The following is a 19,894-nucleotide window of genomic DNA, read 5'->3' as shown; positions in this document are numbered from 1 at the left end:
TTCCTATCAGAATACTTGGAGGATTACAATCATGAAGAAATTATTTTCAGTGCTTGCAGTAACTACATTAGCGATCGGGATTGTAGCCGGCTGCGGTAAAGAAGAGAAAAAAGATACAGCTAGTCAAGATGCGTTACAAAAGATTAAACAAAGCGGTGAACTTGTAATTGGTACAGAAGGTACATACCCACCATTTACGTTCCACGATTCAAGCAATAAATTAACTGGATTCGATGTTGAACTATCAGAAGAAGTTGCAAAACGTTTAGGTGTAAAGCCTGTATTTAAAGAAACACAATGGGATAGCTTACTTGCTGGTCTTGATGCAAAACGTTTCGATATGGTTGCAAACGAAGTTGGTATTCGTGAAGATCGTCAAAAGAAATACGATTTCTCTAAGCCATACGTTTCATCTTCAGCGGCATTAGTTATTGCAAAAGATAAAGATAAGCCTGCTACATTTGCTGATGTAAAAGGATTAAAAGGAGCACAATCTTTAACGAGTAACTATGCAGATATCGCTAAGAAAAATGGTGCGGAAATTATTGGTGTAGAAGGATTTAGCCAAGCAGCAGAATTATTAGCTTCAGGACGCGTTGATTTTACAATTAATGATAAGTTATCAGTATTAAATTATTTAGAAACGAAAAAAGATGCGAAAATTAAAATTGTAGATACTGAAAAAGAAGCTTCAGAAAGTGGATTCTTATTCCGTAAAGGTAGCGATAAGCTTGTACAAGAAGTAGATAAAGCGTTAGAAGATATGAAAAAAGACGGTACGTATGACAAAATAACGAAAAAATGGTTCGGTGAAAATGTATCTAAGTAGTGCATTGGTTTCAGATCGATTGTCTACTTGGATAGATATTATGCAGACTTCCTTCATGCCTATGCTGAAGGAAGCTGTTTTTACAACAATTCCATTAACGCTTATTACATTTATTATCGGGATTATACTGGCAACGTTAACAGCGCTCGCACGTATTTCTGGTAGTCGTATTTTACAATGGATTGCTCGTATCTATGTATCTATCATTCGCGGAACGCCACTTCTTGTACAATTATTTATTATTTTCTATGGACTTCCAACTCTTAATATTGAAGTTGAGCCATATACAGCAGCAGTTGTTGGATTTTCATTAAATGTCGGTGCATATGCATCGGAAATTATTCGTGCTTCTATCCTTTCCATTCCGAAAGGGCAGTGGGAAGCAGCTTACACAATTGGGATGACATACCCGCAAGCGTTAAAACGTGTTATTTTACCACAAGCAACGCGTGTATCAATCCCGCCGCTTTCGAATACATTTATTAGCTTAGTGAAGGATACTTCATTAGCATCGTTAATTTTAGTAACAGAAATGTTCCGAAAAGCGCAGGAAATTGCGGCAATGAACTATGAGTTTTTAATTGTTTATTTCGAAGCAGGTCTTATTTATTGGGTTATTTGTTTCTTATTATCAATCGTACAACAGATGTTAGAAAAGCGTTCAGAACGCTATACGTTAAAATAATCCTTTTACAAAAGGAGTTTTTGTTTTTATGATTTCAATTCAGCACTTACAAAAAAGTTTCGGAGATAATACCGTACTAAAGCATATAGATTTATCAGTTGAGAAGGGCGAGGTTGTTGTTATTATTGGGCCGTCTGGATCTGGTAAAACGACATTCTTGCGTTGTCTCAACGTACTAGAAACACCGGATGCTGGTAATATTAGCATCGGTAATAAAGAGCTTAATTTCGCTCAAAAAGTATCGAAGAAAGATATTGTAAATCTTCGTACACAAACAGGTATGGTCTTCCAGCACCATAACTTATTCCCTCATTTAACAGCACTTCAGAATGTAATGGAAGGGCTCATTACAGTGAAAAAAGTAGGGAAAGAAGAAGCAAAGAAAAAAGCAAACTATTTCCTTGAAAAAGTTGGTTTAGCAGATAAAGTGGATTTATATCCATTCCAATTATCAGGTGGACAACAACAGCGCGTTGGAATTGCGCGTGCGCTTGCGATGGAGCCAGAAGTGTTACTATTTGATGAGCCGACTTCAGCGCTTGATCCTGAACTCGTTCAAGAAGTTTTGAAAGTAATGAAAGAACTTGCTAAAGAAGGCATGACGATGGTTATTGTAACGCACGAAATGCGTTTTGCACATCAAATTGCCAACCGTGTTATTTTCATGGATGGTGGTGTCGTTGTCGAACAAGGTACACCAGAAGAAGTATTTACAAATCCAAAAGAAGAACGTACGAAGAAGTTTTTACAAATGTTGCAATAAATTAAGGAAGGTCTCAAGGCATATGCCTTGAGACCTTTTTGCCATATATATTTATTTGTGGAATCCGCCAAGGCTTTGCTCAGCCATTGCAACTAGACGTTTTGTAATTTCTCCACCAACTGAACCGTTAGCGCGAGCCGTAGAATCTGCTCCTAATTGTACACCAAATTCTTGAGCGATTTCGTACTTCATTTGATCGATTGCAGCTGTTGCACCTGGTACTACTAATTGATTTGAAGAATTTTGGTTTGCCATAGGAATATATCCTCCTTAGAGTTATAAAAATTTTTTTTGGTTGGACTAGCTGGAGTTGAACCAGATTATCGCCCCGGTTGGCGCTAATCCATCGGTAATTAAGTTTGTACTCATAGTATGGATGTTACCTAGAAAGATATACAAAATAATAATTTGTAAATTTTGTCAAAAAAACGTATTGATTTCGTAAATTATGAAATAAGAGTAATCGTTGTATTTTTAAGAAAACAGGCCAAACTAAGGAGGATATTAAATATAATTTTCTCATTGTAGCCTGCTACTTGTAGGCTAATTATTAGCTTCTTATTTATGATTTATTGAAATGAAATCGGTAGCGACTTCATAGTTCTATTTTTAAGTAGGGATGGAGTGACCGCTCCTATGCATGGGTAGGTGCTCTCTTCAATCTAAAAAAGAGAGGCTTTAAACGATAACGTATGGAGGAATCATGATGGGGATTTGCCCGCTTTGCAACGCATTAGAATCACAAACATATTCTTGTCAAAATTGCCAAAGTATACTCCAAGATTATGGGAAGTCTGTAGATTACATAGACGATTATAGTGCCTATATGGATCAAGAATTATTAAGTGCAGTAGATGGTTTAACGCATAATAATTCAAATGAATATTGCAATCATATTTTTTATTGCGGAGTATGTAACGTGGAAACTGAGGTTGTAGTGAAACTTGTGTAAATAGAAAACTTCCACCTTATTATCTAGGTGGAAGTTTTTGTTTTTGTATTTGTGAGTGAATCATAGGAGAAGGGATATGTTCGGTGTTTGATGAAGTCCCTGATTTTATTTGAGACATTTTTTCTTTTGTATCACGTAAAGAATGTTCAGTTAAGTAGACGGCATATTCGTAAAATAATTGGCGCGTCATTTCACTTTGTTCTTTTAATTTTTCATCTTGGAATACAGTTCGCCCAGGTTTAGAGTTAGCTTCAAAGAGCCACGGATTTTCCTTTGTGTCTAAACCGATATCAAAACCGATTTCTCCAATATTTCCGGTTACTTGTTCATCGAGCGCGTAACTTATTTGTAAGGCAGTATGTTTTAATTTATTTTCAATTTGAACTTGTTTCGTTGAATCTGGAAAAAGCTCTTGTAGCAATTTTGTATCACCGCCGCTATTTACGTGCGTTGTTAAACTGCCTTTGCCGGCGATTTTGGCGACGATTGCACTAACTATCCAATTACCGAAATGGTTTTTATTTGTATGAATGCGGAAATCAACAGGTTGCCCATCGAAGCGAAGTAATGAAATACCTTGCTGTACGATAAACTTTTTTAAATCATGTCCTTTTAATACGTGGTTTAGAAGAGTTTCTAATGATTGATACTTTCTCAGTTTATTTTTTTCATTTTCGCGATAACGACAGTAGTAGCAATTCTCTGTTTGAGAATAAAATATTTGATGAATATTTCTACCAAAGCTCCCGTGTATTGGTTTCATGTACACAGATTTATACGTGCCAAGAAACCGTTCTACTTGTTCAAAATGCTGAAATGCTTCTGTGTTTGGTAATAAGTGTCTAATTGATTCGTCTTTTATAAGAAGTTGATGAACGTCCCATTTATTGAAAAATCCTGGGTTAAACCATGGAATGGAGTAGTCATGTTCTAACTTTCTTTTTGCTCTGACGATCGGTTTGTAATTTTCTGCTTGTCGATTCGGTAATCGATCGTAAATAACATTTGGTAAAGGGACCTTTTTCTTTATCCATTGTTTCTCTTGAAAGAAATATCCTTCAATCGTTTCTTCTTCCCAGTTTATATGCTGAACGCCAAAGACGAATACGAACGGTCGTAATGAGAATGGTGGTGTTAACAACTCACTGAGAGCAATTGAACGATTTCCTAAAGGGTTAGAAGAATCATCGTTAAAGCCAGTTGTAAAAATGCCGATTAATGGTCCGAAAATAATTGTTTGGTTTTGTGTGAATGCATGAATAGTAGTGGATTGAGGTAGTAAAAGTTTTTCGGCAATATGTTTTCCGATAATAATTTCGCGAGTAAAGGAATAATGAATTTTCACCTCTTCACTTGCAATGTGACGTATACCGAAGGAGAGGGATGTAATAGGTGGCGTAATAGAAAAAACGTAAGGTAAAGTAATACTATTTGGATGTTCATCTGAAATGTTTAATGTATATATATGTTCTTTCAAAATAGGTTTACCTCCTTTCATTATGGTGTAAAGCGACTGAATTTAAGTGGTCCGTGAAATATCTTTTCAGCTAATGAATCACTATGACGAATGTATTGTTCGTAAGGGGGAATTGTGTTGACATACATAAGCCAAATTGCGCCTTTTTGATCCATAATTGTGGAAAGTTCTAGTTCAAATAACGAAGAATAAGACTGATCTAGTGTTTGGAATACTTCATTTACAATGTCGTGTAAAGCATCTTGCAATAGTTGCACACCCGTACTAGATAGTACGTATTTAATTTTTGAAAATGAATGTAATGAATCATCGTCCGTTGTTGAGGGTAAAAGTTGATTAGGAAATGAGCTTTTTTGTATAAATTGACCTATAACATTCCAGGTTTGTTCTTTGTTTTTTTGCAAAATGGTTCGAATGTGGAGTGGATATGTTAATTGGTTTGGTGGTTGTAGCATAGTGTGTGCTATGTAACGGGATGAACGTATGTTAGATTTACACCAAGATATAAATTCGTCTGTCCGTTTGTTTGTAATAGAAGTATGGTATTTTTCATTTACTGTATCGATATGAAACGTTTTATTTTTGTAAGCAATTCGATATAAGTTATCCTTAGAATGTATATTAGTGGGGCGTATAATAATATCTTTAGTTTTTAACAACAGTTTGAAAATGTTTTGTATCGTTGCAATTTCAAATTTTGGTATATAAGGAGACAGTTTTTTATTAGTGAGAAATAAATCATGTAGTTCACTTAAATTAATAAGTGTGTTATTTAAAAAGGTAGTGGAAGGACGATTGTGCAAAGAGTGAATAATTGATTTTGCTTTTTCAAAGTCTGTTTCCTCGTGAAAAGAATAACGATCATATATATAAGAAGGAATAGGGAATGTTTGCTCTTTCCATTTTCCTGTATCTGTATCGTAAATAAGACCAGAAATAAGGTCTGTTTTAGAATCAATACAAAATGGCGTAAACTGGGCAACGACATTATGATAAAGCCGAGCGCGTTTAGCGATTTCGGTGTAATACGTTTGTTCGTAATGAAGTTTAGAAGCTAAAAGACCGAGAACCAACGAAATCACTCCTTTACTACTATTTGCATAATAGGCGAAGCTATATATTGCAAATACGTTTTTATACCATTATACTTTTGTCCGTATGATGATATGCTATAGTTTTGGAGAAGTGAAAGGTTGATTGTAATGAATATATGGTTAAATATGTTAACGACGACAGGACTCGGAGCAATTATTGGGGGATATACGAATCATTTAGCGATAAAAATGTTATTTCGTCCTCATCGTCCTATTTATATCGGAAAGTTTCAAGTTCCATTTACACCAGGGTTAATTCCGAAGCGTCGTGATGAACTTGCTGTTCAATTAGGAAATATGGTTGTAGAACATTTGTTAACACCAGAAGGAATTGGAAAAAAGCTAACAAATGAAGAGTTTCAAAAAGGTTTAATTCACTGGGCGCAAGTGGAAGTGGATAAAGTAATTACGAATGAACAATCACTGCGACATATGTTAGAAAAATGGAATGTAGCGCATGTAGAAGAAGAAGCGACTCGAAAAATCGAACATGTTATTACAGAAAAAATTCATGCATTTTTAGCAGAGTATTATACATATACATGGGAACAGGCTTTACCTCATTCTGTAAATGAAAAAGTAGAGAATGCGATTCCGAATGTCTCGGCGTTTATTTTAGAGCGAGGAATTAGCTTTTTTGAAAGTGAAGAAGGGAAAGCACGTCTTTCAAAAATGATTGATGATTTCTTTGCTTCTCGCGGAACGCTACTTAACTTAGTCGGAATGTTTTTAGGAAATGTAAGTGTAGTGGATCGTGTGCAGCCAGAAGTTATTAAGTTTTTAGGTCAAGATGGTACAAAGCAGCTTTTAACTGACGTACTGCAAAAAGAGTGGGAAAAGTTAAAAGGAAGAGATGTAAAAGAATTAGAAGCATTTGTAGAGAAAGAAATGATTGTAAGCTCCGTGCTGTCAGCAGTTAAAGTAGAGGAAACAGTGAGTAAGTTTTTAAATCAATCTGTTCAGCAAGTATGTGAGCCGGTTCGAGAAACAATTATTGAAAAAGTGGTTCCGAGTGCAGTAAAGAAAGGCTTGAAGTGGGGAACAGAAAACGTAGAGAGTATACTAAATAATCTACACCTTGCGGAAATTGTTCAGCAAGAAGTGTCTACATTCTCAACAGAAAGATTAGAAGACTTAGTTCTGTCTATTACGAAAAACGAATTGAAAATGATTACGTATTTAGGAGCATTATTAGGTGGAATGATCGGTCTCATGCAAGGATTGTTACTATTGTTTCTTAGATAATAAGGTGAGTACATAGAAATAAAAGTGAAATTTCTTCACATCTCTTGCATAGTTTGATATGGTAAGAAGAGGTGCGTATGTAAATGCACTGAAAAGGCAGTGCGTATGAAAAGCGCTAGCCTTCTAAAGGAGGAAAAATAAAATGACAAAGAACATTCATGATGTTGCATATGAATTACAAAAAGCAATCGCTGAAAACGAAGACTTCAAAACTTTAAAAGAGAGCTACACAGCAGTTCAAGCTGACACAGCTTCAAAGAATTTATTCGATGAGTTCCGTACAATGCAACTTAGCCTACAACAAAAAATGATGCAAGGCCAAGAAATCACTGAAGAAGACAACCAACAAGCACAAGAAGTTGTAGCTCGCATTCAACAAGATGCTAAAATTACAAAATTAATGGAAACTGAGCAACGCCTAAACGTTGTAATCGGTGACGTTAACAAAATTATCATGAAGCCACTTGAAGAATTATATAGCGCGCAACAACAAGCTTAATAGTGGAAGACGCTCCTAGTTTAGGAGCGTCTTTTTTGTTGTAGAAAAAGGCTTATATTTGGAATAAGGGGAACTGTACGTTTTATATTATATATCCGAATAATTCATGTTCGGTAAAGCGTAATCAATTTTTGATGAAATATGAATAAACTTTCATTAGTATTAACTAAGGTTTTTCTTTAAAATTACATATTAGGACAAGGAGGAAGGTGAACTGTGAGGCGTTGTATCGAGTTATATCACTTTAAATATGAAATATCATTAAAAAAGTTGGTACATGTGATGATGGAAAGTGATTTTTTATCAAAATTCTCAGCTATTAGGAATTTTACTTATAAATGAGTCTGAAATTAGGATAAATAATATTAGTATTACAACTAACAAAGTAGAGATTTATTGAATGAATGATAAATTCTATCTAACAAATGTGAATGATAATGTGAAAGTTATTCTATATTAGAGGATAACTATATTTTTTGTGCTTATAACCGTTAAATGAAATGTGTATGCTTTAATTTATGATGACAAAATGTGGAAAATGGAGTTATTGCTGTAGTTAAAAAGGAGTTTTGTACAAAAGTGATTCGAGTATTTAAGTATGAATATCAATTGATTGTAACGTTACTATCGCTTAGTTTATTTAGTTATTTTGCAATCGAAATTATGTTATATCCTAGGATAGGGATTGAGATAGAGCATCAAGAAAATCATTTGGTGATTAATAATATTGTGAAAAATAGCTGGGCAGCAGAACAAGATCTAGCAGTCGGGGATATTATTGAAAAAATAGATGGGATTCTCCCTGATGATAACTCTAATATTTCATTATATGGTGCTACTGAAAGGGTAAAGAAAATTACAATGAAGAAAGGGGGAACAATAGAAGAATATAAAGTAGAGTATAATCCGTACGATAAGCAATTGGTTTATCATCTTTTTTTACCAACTGTGTTTTATCTAACGTGTTTTTTTGTGGCTACATATATTTTAATACGTGCTCCATACTTGAATGCAGGAACGAAAGATTTAATCTATTTTCTGCATTGTTTAGGAATGAGTTACATTAGTATTATGGCGGGGTTACGAAAAGATTCAATAGCGTATATTGTAGTTGCTATTTCTTTAACGTACTCAGTTGTCTTTTTTATAAAATTTATGGACATGTTTACGAAAAACTTGAAGATAAGGTTTATAACAAAAACAAAATTAATCTACATAAATATAATAGCGTTTATTTTAGTTTGTTTAACCATTTTTATTTATTTAAAATATAATGATTTATCGACGAGTTATATTATATTGTTAAGTTCTGTTTTGTTTTTATTAACAGTATATGTATTGTTTAGATTTTATTTTAAAAGTAGAAAAAGTTATTATTTTAAGTTTATAAGAGTTATTATTATGAGCACAATCATATCAGCCATGCCATTTATATTCTTATTTTTAATTCCTAATTTGATAAATTACAAAGAAATAATAAGTGTCGAGACGACAGCGATCTTTTTTTTATTGGTTCCAATTTGTATTTTTTATATGATTATTGAAGGGAAAATATTTGATTATAATTTTGTTATTCATAGAGTTCAATATTATGCTTTACTGTCGATATGTCTAACGGGTTTCATCGTTATACTAGGGATTTTAATTTTCCACAATACTAGCGATAACATATTAGATGTTATTCGATTTGCTGGTATCTTGTTTGTTTCGTTAATGCTTTCTTGCTTTATAAAGGATTATTTGGATTTTAAATTAAGGAAAAAATTATATCATTCTCAGAAAAATTATCAGTTTAGTTTACATAGATTTTTACATCAGGCAAAAAATGAATATAAGTTTTCAAACTTAATTGTTAGCATAAAGAGAGAAATCAATGATGTATTAAGAATAGAAGAAATATGCTGTATTGAAGTGAGTAAAGGGGATAATTCGCTCCAAATTATTGGGGATGGATATGTTTCTGAAGATGTGCTAAAGCAATTGAATGGATATCAGTTAGAGACATATACTGTTGGTTCCATTATACAATTAGAAGATCATTTCGTGTTTGTTTTGTCCATTTCAGCAAAAACAATGATTATATTGTTATGTAAATCTAATAATAGGAGAGGTTTGAACATTCAAGAAATTGGATGGTTAGAGACATTGTGTAGTTATGCTGATTTATTATTAGAATGCTCATATCAAGTGGAAGAATTAGTGAATCAGTTGCAAACGATAAATGAACCGAAACAGCCTCCAATTTGGCTTTCAAAGTTACTATTTAATTTGTCTGAAAAAGAGCGGACAAATTTGGCGAGTGATATTCATGATGGTGTATTACAAGACCAAATACGCTTGTCTAGGAAATTAGAGGAATATCATAAAGATATTCCAGATGTCGATATGAAAAAAATAATTAACGAAGTGTATGAAGATGTCTTAGATCATATTTATGTCATTCGTGAAACATGTAATAACTTACGTCCTCCATTTTTATATGAATTAGGTTTGAAAAAAGCATTATTAGATTTATTTAAACAAGTAAATCTTAAAGCTACATTTTTCTTCTATTATGAAATTCAAGATAATATTATTCTACCTAATGTAGAATATGAACAAGCAATTTATAGAATTATTCAGGAGTTATTAAATAATGCACTAAAGCATTCAAAAGCTTCTAAAGTTACAATTCGATTATATGAGCAAAATGGATATTTGAATTTAACTTATGATGATGATGGGATAGGAATGGGGATAGATTTAGACGAGTTAAATCATTCTTATAGTAGTTTAGGTTTATCCGGGATTGTAGCTAGAATTCATAGTTTAGGTGGAGAAATGTCAATAGATTCAAAGGTGAATAATGGATTAAAGATTAAAGTTAGTATGAAAATTGATTAATTGATTCAATCTTTAGATGTGGAAGGGATGAAAAAATGATTTCTGTTCTTGTTGTAGATGATCACGTTGCAGTTGGCCTAGGGACTAAAGCATTAATTGAAAGATATGATGATATAGAGGCTGATGTTTTCCATGATAGTGAAGAAATAAGAGAAGTTATGCATAATAAACAGTATGATGTATATTTAATAGATTTACAAATGCCAAAAATAAATGGTTTAGAGCTTTCTAAATATATACTTAGTGTGCAACCAGAAGCAGCTATTCTTATTTTTACAGGATTTGATGTGCTTGCACATTATAATTTATTAATAGATAACGGAGTACTTGGTGTATTAAGTAAAACTTCTTCTGAGAAAGAAGTGGTAAACGCAATCCGCCATGCAGTGAAAAAAGAAGTAGTTCTTTCTCATCAACTTGTAAGACAGTTAAGGATAGTAGAAAATGCATCTAATATAAATGTAGAAGGCGAAATGAAAAATATAATTTCTTTAAATGATGAAGAGAAGATGATTCTAGTTGAAGTTGGTAAAGGAAAAACAAATAGAGAGCTTGCCGAAATATTAAACTTAAGTCAAAGATCGGTAGAATATAAATTGACCGACATATTTCATAAGTTACAAGTTTCATCAAGAATGGAAGCAGTACAAAAGGCGAAAGAACTATGGTTTATTCCAACTATAAATTTTTAATGTAGCTCTTTATTAAGTTGCGGTATTCACGCAAGAAAAATGCGTGAATACGAGAGGAATGTTCGGTGATATAAATGGAAGAATATAGTATAGTTACATTAAAGGCAAAATAAACTCGCGAGGACTAACAGCTTAATATATTGCCTTTTATTAGGATGTATAGTCGTATTCAAGTATATACTAATTAATAACAATCAATATAAATAGAATTATTTGAAAGACAGTCAATTATTTAAGACACGGTAAAAAATTGCTGTAATAAGTTATTAGTATTGCATTGTTAAAAGAGTAATTTAGGGTTGAGTTACTCCAATTGATAAAAATCCTATACTTTGTCAATATAGTGATTTTATCGTCCATTATTTGTTGTTATTTTGCGTTTGTTGTTTTTGCTTGGGCCTCCTTTAAGGAGGCCTTTTTTTATAGGAAACGGATGAAGTGCATCCTTACACATAATAAAGTCTCTTTGAAATTTCCATATGTTGGTGAATGTTTTAAAGAGGAATGTATGATCTAACATGTATTATCACTTACTGAAATACTCAGTTTTAATGTTTTTTTCCTTCAAAAACTCTTCAATTTCTTTTTGCTTCCTGCCATTAACTTTCTCAAAGCGCTTTGTAAAAGAGAAATCAGTTTTGAATAAGTTACCATCTTGAGCGAGTTTGTCTAACTCTTGCTCTAGTTCTACTGAAAGTGCTGTAGATGATGAAATAAATTCATATATTTCTTTTGAAGGCTTTTTGTAATCATCGGGGATCGTATTGTTGCTAATAAAATTATGGAAGTTCGCGTCGTTTTGTTGTGCTAAATCTACTAGTTGTTTTAATTTCTCTCGGTCAGATTTCGTGGCATTCTCATCAGACATGGCTGATGAAAGTGGAACGATATTTTCGTCTAACTCTCCGCTATAATTTAAATAACTTTTTATATTTTGTTTCATTTCGTCTTCACTAATATTTTCATTTTTCTTTGAGGAACTAAATATATTTTCTGGAACTTTAATAGCAACATCTTTAATAGATTGTACATCGTTTTCTTCCTTAGGTTGTACACTGTTTGAACAAGCTGATAGAAATAAAAGAGTAAGTAGCATGAGTGAATATAAAGTATATTTCTTCATTTTAATCTCCTTTTACATTCATTAGTGTCTTTGTAAAATAGCAATATTCCATTTCAAATACTTTACTAAAAGTGCATATAGATGTTTTACCATTTGATAAGATATGACGGATATGAGTAAACCGACGCAAAAAGCGATGAACACATTATAAACATCGGAATAACTAATTTGATGAAACCCTTTAAAGAATCCTAATCCTATTAATAAAATAGACGAAATAATTAATACTGGCGTGGCAATGATAAGTGCTAGAAGAATCGGTAATAAAAAGAGTAGTACGAAAAAGGCGATAATGATACATATAAAGTTTAAAATACTTAAGCTCATAACAGAAAACAGTGCTGTCATAATATTTTTTAGGCTACGCCTATTGTCAGCGTTACTTATTACATATGAAATATTAAGTTCTTTAGCGATAGTTTTAGGATTTCCTAGCTTTTTAGAAATTTCCTCTTCAGATATTCCATCTTGTTTACCACTAATAAAATGAGTTTCGTACTCCGAGATAATATCCTCCTTTTCTGAATTAGGCATATTCCGTAGGGAAGAACTAAGTTGTTCTAAAAATTCACTTTTGTTCATAACGATCACTTTCCTTTATAAAATGATGAATTATGGCTGAAAATCCTATCTTTTTTCTAAACAGCACACACAATCTATATCTACTTTTTGAAAGGAGATATACTAATTGCGAATAACATTCCAAATAATGGGTATTCCATTATTTACAAATATATCACTTACTATTATTCTTTGCAAGGTACTATAAATTTGTTAATAATGTGAATAGGTGGAAGTATTTTTGTACATTTTTAGAAGAGATATAAAAATGTTATTTTAAGATAAACAAAAGGTTGTAAGCGTATTCTTTAAATCTTGTCAAAATAATGTCGAATTCATATTGTTGGAAAAATAATGCATTTGTAATATAATGATAAATGATACTTCACCAGCTTAATTAACTAGGTGAAATTAAAATCTTTATTACACACATTATGAAATAAAGGGATGATTAGTTTTGAGTACAGGTGTAAAAGCAAACGACGTGAAGACAAAAACAAAAGGAGCAGATCTTGTTGTTGATTGTTTAATTAAACAAGGTGTTACACATGTTTTCGGTATTCCAGGAGCAAAGATTGACTCTGTATTTGATGTATTGCAAGAAAGAGGACCAGAGTTAATCGTTTGTCGTCATGAACAAAATGCAGCATTTATGGCAGCTGCTATTGGTAGATTAACAGGGAAACCGGGCGTATGTCTTGTAACTTCAGGACCAGGGACATCAAATTTAGCGACAGGTCTTGTTACTGCGAATGCGGAGAGTGATCCCGTTGTTGCTTTAGCTGGTGCAGTACCGCGTACGGATCGATTAAAACGTACGCATCAATCTATGGATAATGCTGCACTATTCGAACCAATCACAAAATATAGCGTAGAAGTAGAGCATCCTGATAATGTGCCAGAAGCACTTAGTAATGCATTTCGAAGTGCGACTTCCACAAATCCGGGAGCTACTTTAGTAAGTCTTCCGCAAGACGTTATGACTGCGGAAACAACTGTAGAGTCTATCGGTGCGCTTTCTAAGCCACAGCTTGGAATCGCTCCCACACATGATATTACATATGTAGTAGAAAAAATAAAATCAGCGAAATTACCAGTTATTCTACTTGGTATGAGAGCGAGCACAAATGAAGTGACGAAAGCTGTTCGTAAATTAATTGCGGATACAGAACTTCCTGTTGTTGAAACATATCAAGCAGCTGGTGCGATTTCACGTGAGTTAGAAGATCATTTCTTCGGCCGCGTTGGATTATTCCGTAACCAACCAGGTGATATTTTACTAGAAGAAGCAGACCTTGTTATTTCTATCGGTTATGATCCAATCGAGTATGATCCAAAATTCTGGAATAAACTTGGCGACAGAACGATTATTCATCTTGACGACCATCAAGCAGATATCGACCATGATTACCAACCAGAGCGTGAATTAATTGGTGATATTGCCTTAACGGTAAATAGCATCGCGGAGAAATTACCGAAACTTGTATTAAGTACGAAATCAGAAGCGGTATTAGAACGATTACGCGCGAAATTATCAGAACAAGCAGAAGTTCCGAACCGTGCTTCGGAGGGTGTTACGCATCCACTTCAAGTGATTCGTACACTTCGTTCTTTAATTAGTGACGATACAACTGTTACATGTGACATCGGTTCCCATTCTATTTGGATGGCGAGATGTTTCCGTTCTTATGAACCACGTAGATTATTATTTAGTAACGGTATGCAAACGTTAGGTGTTGCACTTCCTTGGGCAATCGCAGCTACTTTAGTAGAACCAGGTAAAAAAGTAGTTTCCGTATCAGGTGACGGTGGTTTCTTATTCTCAGCGATGGAGTTAGAAACGGCGGTACGTTTAAATTCTCCAATCGTCCATCTTGTTTGGAGAGACGGCACATATGATATGGTTGCATTCCAACAAATGATGAAATACGGTAGAACATCAGCTACAGAGTTTGGTGATGTTGATCTTGTGAAATATGCGGAAAGTTTCGGAGCGTTAGGTCTTCGTGTTAACACGCCTGATGAATTAGAAGGGGTATTAAAAGAAGCATTAGCAGCAGATGGTCCTGTCATTATTGATATTCCAATTGACTATCGTGACAATATTAAATTAAGCGAAAAATTATTACCAAACCAATTAAACTAATGGAGGCAGATTTGAGATGACTGTTGCGCAATTAATTGATATTGATGCAAAAAAAACGAAAACGAGTAATGAAGTATATCAAACATCTACAATGCTTGCGCTATTAGATGGTATATATGATGGTGTGATTAGCTTTGAAGATTTGAAAAAACATGGTGATTTTGGCATCGGCACATTTGATCAATTAGATGGTGAAATGATTGCATTTGATAATGAATTTTATCATTTACGTTCAGACGGTTCAGCGGAAAAAGTAGAGCCAGAAGAAACAACGCCATTTGCGACTGTAACGTTTTTTGAAAAAGAAATGAGTTATACGGTAGAGCATCCGATGAATCGTGAAGAAGTTGAAGCGTTATTACATGAATTAATGCCAAGTAAAAACTTATTTTACGGTATTCGAATGGACGGTACGTTCCGTGAAGTAAGAACGAGAACTGTTCCAAGACAAGAAAAACCGTATACACCGCTCGTTGAAGTGACGAAATCACAACCAATCTTTTCATTTGAAAATACAGAAGGTACGCTTGCTGGATTTTGGACACCAGATTATGCGCAAGGTATTGGTGTAGCTGGATTCCACTTACATTATATTGATGATGAAAGAAGCGGAGGTGGACATGTTTTCGACTATGTTATAGAAAACTGTACGATCCAAATTTGTCAAAAAGCTCATATGCATTTAGCACTTCCAGAAACAGCTGATTTTATGGCGGCTGAATTATCAAGAGAAAACTTAGAGGATAATATTGCAACTGCGGAAGGTGCAGAGTAAAAAGGGAAGCCAATTCGGCTTCTCTTTTATTTTGAGTTACTCCCGATATGCGGAATAATGCTCATCAGAAATAGAATAGTTCTCTTTACCAGTTAAGGCTGATACTTCTACTAATTGATGTCCAAGCCCATCCCATACTGTAACAGTATATAAGGATGACCATTTAATATTCCCACGAGCGAGTCGGAAAGAATAATAGTCGTTATCTGTTGTTACTAAAACTTTGTTATAAATAATATTTTTCGTTTTTTTATTTTGTAAAATAATGACAAAGTCTAGTTTATCTTCTTGTTTCGGAATTTGTAGTATTCTTGCTATAAACATTCCATTTGGATTTTTCTTCGTTTTATATACTTTTTCTGATTCTATTTTTAGTTCAGGTTTGCCTCTCATAGTCTCTCCCTTTACATATGTTTATTTCTTTGAAACAAACGGATGCCCGTCATAATAAAAACGCCACGGATAATGTACAGCTTCTTCTGCATAGTCGATATTAATACGAGGTCCTGCTGCTGTTTTATATTGTGATGATATATGTTCATCTTTTGGGACCAGTTCAATATGCAATGTGTCACTTTGTAATGATAAGCCTCGTTCTTTTAAAGTAATTCCGAGTGCACGGCATAGTTTGCCAGGACCGCTTGTTAAGTTTTTATATTGCGCTTTTGTAATGTCTGTTTTGTTGTAGCGCGCTAGTTTTATTTCTTCAATACCGTCTACTGGCTCAAGGGCTCGAATGAGAACACCTTGCGGGGTGCCAACTGGTGCTGTAATAACGTTAAAACAATGGTACATACCGTAAATTAAATATACGTAAGCATGCCCTGGTGCGCCAAACATAACTTCTGTGCGATCTGTCCGTCTGCCGCCGTAACTATGTGCGGCCTTATCATCTGGGCCTTTATATGCTTCTACTTCTACAATGATTCCGCTTCGCTTTATTCCGTCTACAATATGAACAAGTTTTTGCCCGAGTAATTTTTTTGCGACTTCTAACGTATCGCCTTCATAAAAAGAAGGAGGTGCCTGCATTGTACTATCTCCTTTACTAAGTGTATATGTATATAGTAAACCAAATTTTCAGTAGTAATTCTAACTCGTTCTATTTGCTACATTTATTTCATAAATTATGGATAGAGTACAACAGCGAAGAGGGGGAGTGCGACATGATTTATCGCTTACTAGCTCTTAATATAGATGGGACACTACTATACAACAATGGAAAAATTGCAAAAGGATTAAGAGAAACAATTGAATTTGTGAAAAGAAAAGATGTATACGTTACGTTATTTACGAGCCGTAATTTTCAATCCGCTCATAAAGTAGCAAAGGCGTTAAAATTAGATTCTATATTAGTGACACATGGTGGTGCTTTCGTTTCAGCAACGTTAGATAAGCCGTACGTTCAAAGAAGATTGTCCGAAGAGAAGACTTTTAACATTGTGCAAGTGTTAGAGCACTTTGATTGTAACGTACGTATTTCTCATGAACGGTTTTCGATAGGAAATCGTGAGAGAAATACACCAAACTTAATTGCGCGCACTGTATTATCAAGCGCAGATCCGTTATTTTATCCAGTTCAATTTGTAGATTCGTTAGGTGACGCGCTTCGTGACCATCCGGTAGCGGCGCCAAAAATTGATGTTCTTTTCCAAAGTAAAGGTGAAAAAGAACGCGGGCTAAACACATTAAGAAAAGCATTCCAAGATGTAGAGTATGTTGAATGTGATTCAAAACGAATAGAAATCTTGCCGCAAAATGTATCAAAGTTACGCGGATTACAATTGCTTGGAGAGCATTTAAATATTTCGCTAAATGAAATGGTTGCGATTGGAGATAGTATGGAAGATTTAGAGGTTATTGAAAACGTGGGACTTGGTGTAGCGATGGGGAACGCACCTGTAGAGTTAAAGCAAGCAGCAGATTGGATTACACGTTCAAATAGTGAGAACGGTGTAGAGTACATGATTAAAGAGCATTTCCGTAAGCAATTCCCGCTTCCGTTTTTGAAGAATCATAAAAATACACCGAAACGATGACAGAAAAACGTAGCTTTTTGGCTACGTTTTTTTGTTTATCTTATTAAAAATAGTGAAAGCGTTTTAAAATATGAATTGTGTATGAAATCTATACAATTCACTTGAATCCTTTAGAAAACTAATGTAAAGTGGATGATGTTGCCAAAACAGTTACACCACATGAAATATTCTTCAGATTAATTTTATTGGGCTCCCATACGTAAAAGTATTTCCGCATGACAGTTTAGTTCACGTATTATTTCAAAAATGAATTGTAGCAATCTTATTAAGTAGTTGTAGTGTTTCTTTGTTTTATTTAAATGGATTATTTTAAGTTAATGTGAGTAAGGTTTGGTACATATGATATGTACTTCTTTTTGTGGTTTTAGGAAGTTTAAAAGGGGGAATGAATTTCTTGAGGAAATCATTTAATCAAAAAATTAAAAAGTTAAGTAGTAGTTTAATAGTTGTATTACTAATATGTATGAATTTTTTAATCCATTTACCATTAAAAGCAGAGGCAGCTACAACAGAATTAAAAGGTTTAGGTGATGTATCTTATTACAACGCCATCATTTTTGGAGATCATAGTGCAACGAGTGCGGATATTGAAGGTGCGATGGCTGTTCAGAAAAATATGAACGCATCAAGTTATACAGTCGTAGCGGCTGCAACTGGAGCAAATAACTTAGCTGGAGCAACTTGGGTAGATGAAGGATATCCATCATTATTACTAGGCGGTCAATTTACGAAAGCGGGAGCAGGACAGGTAATTATTCAAGATGGAACAGTGGCGATGACAAAAGACGGTGACCCAGATGGAGCAATGAAAACGTCATATGACCGTATCTCTTATAAAGAGCAAGCGGAGATTGATGCTAAGTTTAAAGAATTTAGAAAAGACGTTGATGGTGTAATTGGGGATGCAAGTAAACTATACACTGATAAGCCAAAACCTAATATGAGCTTTGGAATCGGTGAAGATGTAAACAACCCTAATATTTATGTCTCTTCAGGCCAGACGGGAAAGAAAGCATTTGATGTAAAAGACGTTTTTCTTCCGAATGTAGAGAATAAAGACTTTATTGTTATTTATTCAGATGCAGAAGAAGTGAGTTTTGGTGGCGGTGCAATTTTGTATGATACAAGAAATACTGGGATGGCGACGGATTTAATTAATACATCTCAAGCATACGATCCTAATTCATCTTTTACTGAGTTAGCTAGTAAGGTAATTTGGGTATTTCCTAATGCTACAAAGATAACAACTAAAGGTTATGGTGTAGTAGGTAGTGTGTTTGCACCTAATGCAGTTGTAGAAACAAAAGGTGGTTCTATTAATGGACAAGCCTATGTTGGAGGATTACACCAAAGAGATGGTTTTGAGGTTCATAACTTTAAATTTAACTGGCCAAAGTGGAATAAACCAGCAGTTGAAAAAGGACATTTACAAATTAAAAAAGTTGATGAAAACGATGAAAACATTGTTTTAAAAGACGCAAAATTTGATGTTATAGACAAAGATAATAACGTTGTGGCTACTGTTACAACAAACGAAAAGGGTATTGCGGAAGTTAAAGATTTACCACTTGGTGACTATTTTGTAAAAGAAATAAATGCACCAGAAGGATATATAAAAGTTGATACACCAGTCAAAGTAACAATTGATAATACAAACGTAATTGAACTTGTTATGAAGAATACGAAAAAAGTAGAGAATGGCCAATTTAAATTATTGAAAAAAGATAGTGAATCTGGTCAACTTCTACCAGGTGCAAAATTTGATGTTCTCGATAAAGATGGGAAAGTTGTGGAAAAAATTGTTACAGATGATAAAGGTGAAGCCTTATCGAAACGACTTCCAGTTGGAAGCTATACATTAAAAGAAGTAGAAGCACCGAAAGGATATGAATTATCATCTAGTTCAGTTTCTGTTGATGTAGAGGCTAATAAAGTATTGACTGTAGATGTGGTGAATAAAAAGATCCCCGAAAAAGTAACAGGTCAATTTGAAATTGTGAAAGTAGATGCGGAAGATAAAACGAAAGTATTATCAGATGCAGAATTCGAAGTATATAAAGATGGTAAAAAAGTAGATACGTTACGAACAGATAAAACTGGTAAAGTAATTTCTCAGAAATTAGAACCAGGA

Annotated in this window: 19 protein-coding genes; 12 read left to right on the top strand and 7 right to left on the bottom strand. The window is 33.9% G+C overall.

From position 1 onward, the window contains the following. The first annotated feature begins 31 nt into the window (after positions 1-31). The 3 genes from AC1Q8L_RS07775 to AC1Q8L_RS07765 are packed head-to-tail and all read left to right on the top strand — an operon-like array spanning position 32 to position 2,277. Positions 32-829 carry an amino acid ABC transporter substrate-binding protein gene (locus AC1Q8L_RS07775; protein WP_000732856.1) on the top strand — a complete coding sequence of 266 codons (798 nt, stop codon included), beginning with the start codon at positions 32-34 and terminating at the stop codon, positions 827-829. Further along, complete coding sequence (locus AC1Q8L_RS07770; RefSeq protein WP_000281499.1) at positions 816-1,514, top strand: amino acid ABC transporter permease; 699 nt, start codon at positions 816-818, stop codon at positions 1,512-1,514. Before AC1Q8L_RS07775 ends, AC1Q8L_RS07770 begins: the two co-directional genes overlap by 14 nt. Positions 1,515-1,542: 28 nt before the next feature. Then, positions 1,543-2,277, top strand: a complete 735-nt coding sequence (locus AC1Q8L_RS07765) for an amino acid ABC transporter ATP-binding protein (protein ID WP_000623591.1) — start codon at positions 1,543-1,545, stop codon at positions 2,275-2,277. A 51-nt stretch (positions 2,278-2,328) separates the two neighbouring features. Here the strand turns inward: AC1Q8L_RS07765 and sasP are convergent, their stop codons facing one another. After that, positions 2,329-2,532 (bottom strand): small acid-soluble spore protein, SasP family, encoded by a 204-nt coding sequence (sasP, locus tag AC1Q8L_RS07760; RefSeq protein ID WP_000013338.1) that lies wholly within the window; start codon positions 2,530-2,532, stop codon positions 2,329-2,331. A gap of 451 nt (positions 2,533-2,983) precedes the next feature. Between sasP and AC1Q8L_RS07755 the strand changes: the two genes are divergently transcribed. Then, a complete protein-coding gene (locus AC1Q8L_RS07755; RefSeq protein ID WP_000510474.1) occupies positions 2,984-3,229 on the top strand; it encodes a hypothetical protein in 246 nt (81 codons plus the stop codon). A 19-nt stretch (positions 3,230-3,248) separates the two neighbouring features. On the opposite strand, the gene AC1Q8L_RS07750 is transcribed toward AC1Q8L_RS07755, so the two are convergent. Further along, the gene (locus AC1Q8L_RS07750) at positions 3,249-4,706 is read right to left on the bottom strand and encodes a YheC/YheD family endospore coat-associated protein (RefSeq protein WP_000658097.1); all 1,458 of its coding nucleotides are present in this window, start codon (positions 4,704-4,706) and stop codon (positions 3,249-3,251) included. A gap of 20 nt (positions 4,707-4,726) precedes the next feature. Then, positions 4,727-5,779, bottom strand: coding sequence for a YheC/YheD family endospore coat-associated protein (locus AC1Q8L_RS07745; RefSeq protein WP_016513646.1), 1,053 nt, complete (start codon positions 5,777-5,779; stop codon positions 4,727-4,729). Between the two features lie 129 nt (positions 5,780-5,908). On the opposite strand from AC1Q8L_RS07745, the gene AC1Q8L_RS07740 reads away from it, so the two are divergent. The 4 genes from AC1Q8L_RS07740 (at position 5,909) to AC1Q8L_RS07725 (ending at position 11,119) form a co-directional block, all read left to right on the top strand. Beyond that, complete coding sequence (locus AC1Q8L_RS07740) at positions 5,909-7,045, top strand: DUF445 domain-containing protein (protein WP_029948477.1); 1,137 nt, start codon at positions 5,909-5,911, stop codon at positions 7,043-7,045. Positions 7,046-7,187: 142 nt separating this feature from the next. After that, positions 7,188-7,544: a YlbF/YmcA family competence regulator gene (locus tag AC1Q8L_RS07735; RefSeq protein ID WP_492339420.1), complete on the top strand. Its 357-nt coding sequence runs from the start codon at positions 7,188-7,190 to the stop codon at positions 7,542-7,544. Positions 7,545-8,123: 579 nt separating this feature from the next. Continuing rightward, complete coding sequence (locus AC1Q8L_RS07730) at positions 8,124-10,427, top strand: ATP-binding protein (RefSeq protein WP_016513648.1); 2,304 nt, start codon at positions 8,124-8,126, stop codon at positions 10,425-10,427. 35 nt (positions 10,428-10,462) lie between these two features. Continuing rightward, positions 10,463-11,119 (top strand): response regulator transcription factor, encoded by a 657-nt coding sequence (locus AC1Q8L_RS07725; protein WP_000626498.1) that lies wholly within the window; start codon positions 10,463-10,465, stop codon positions 11,117-11,119. A gap of 526 nt (positions 11,120-11,645) precedes the next feature. Here AC1Q8L_RS07725 and AC1Q8L_RS07720 read toward each other — a convergent pair. Both AC1Q8L_RS07720 and AC1Q8L_RS07715 read right to left on the bottom strand, forming a co-directional pair. Next, positions 11,646-12,242 carry an NDxxF motif lipoprotein gene (locus AC1Q8L_RS07720; RefSeq protein WP_016513649.1) on the bottom strand — a complete coding sequence of 199 codons (597 nt, stop codon included), beginning with the start codon at positions 12,240-12,242 and terminating at the stop codon, positions 11,646-11,648. A gap of 21 nt (positions 12,243-12,263) precedes the next feature. Continuing rightward, on the bottom strand, positions 12,264-12,824 hold the full coding sequence (locus AC1Q8L_RS07715) for an HAAS signaling domain-containing protein (RefSeq protein ID WP_492339419.1): 561 nt from the start codon (positions 12,822-12,824) through the stop codon (positions 12,264-12,266). Between the two features lie 436 nt (positions 12,825-13,260). Between AC1Q8L_RS07715 and alsS the strand changes: the two genes are divergently transcribed. After that, entirely contained in the window at positions 13,261-14,949 is a 1,689-nt protein-coding gene (gene alsS / locus AC1Q8L_RS07710) for an acetolactate synthase AlsS (RefSeq protein ID WP_000103523.1), read from the top strand. Between the two features lie 16 nt (positions 14,950-14,965). After that, on the top strand, positions 14,966-15,724 hold the full coding sequence (gene alsD, locus AC1Q8L_RS07705) for an alpha-acetolactate decarboxylase (RefSeq protein ID WP_000215018.1): 759 nt from the start codon (positions 14,966-14,968) through the stop codon (positions 15,722-15,724). A 36-nt stretch (positions 15,725-15,760) separates the two neighbouring features. Here alsD and AC1Q8L_RS07700 read toward each other — a convergent pair whose 3' ends face one another. Both AC1Q8L_RS07700 and AC1Q8L_RS07695 read right to left on the bottom strand, forming a co-directional pair. Further along, a complete protein-coding gene (locus tag AC1Q8L_RS07700; protein ID WP_001214380.1) occupies positions 15,761-16,117 on the bottom strand; it encodes a hypothetical protein in 357 nt (118 codons plus the stop codon). Between the two features lie 21 nt (positions 16,118-16,138). Then, positions 16,139-16,756: a DNA-3-methyladenine glycosylase gene (locus AC1Q8L_RS07695; protein WP_001148794.1), complete on the bottom strand. Its 618-nt coding sequence runs from the start codon at positions 16,754-16,756 to the stop codon at positions 16,139-16,141. A gap of 134 nt (positions 16,757-16,890) precedes the next feature. On the opposite strand from AC1Q8L_RS07695, the gene AC1Q8L_RS07690 reads away from it, so the two are divergent. After that, on the top strand, positions 16,891-17,763 hold the full coding sequence (locus tag AC1Q8L_RS07690; RefSeq protein ID WP_000640419.1) for a Cof-type HAD-IIB family hydrolase: 873 nt from the start codon (positions 16,891-16,893) through the stop codon (positions 17,761-17,763). Between the two features lie 394 nt (positions 17,764-18,157). Beyond that, on the top strand, positions 18,158-19,894 hold a 1,737-nt coding region (locus AC1Q8L_RS07685), incomplete at its 3' end, for an MSCRAMM family protein (RefSeq protein WP_492339418.1).

It is taken from the genome of Bacillus sp. GW823-FHT06A11 (assembly GCF_058795355.1).
This window is presented reverse-complemented; position numbering and strand designations above follow the sequence as displayed.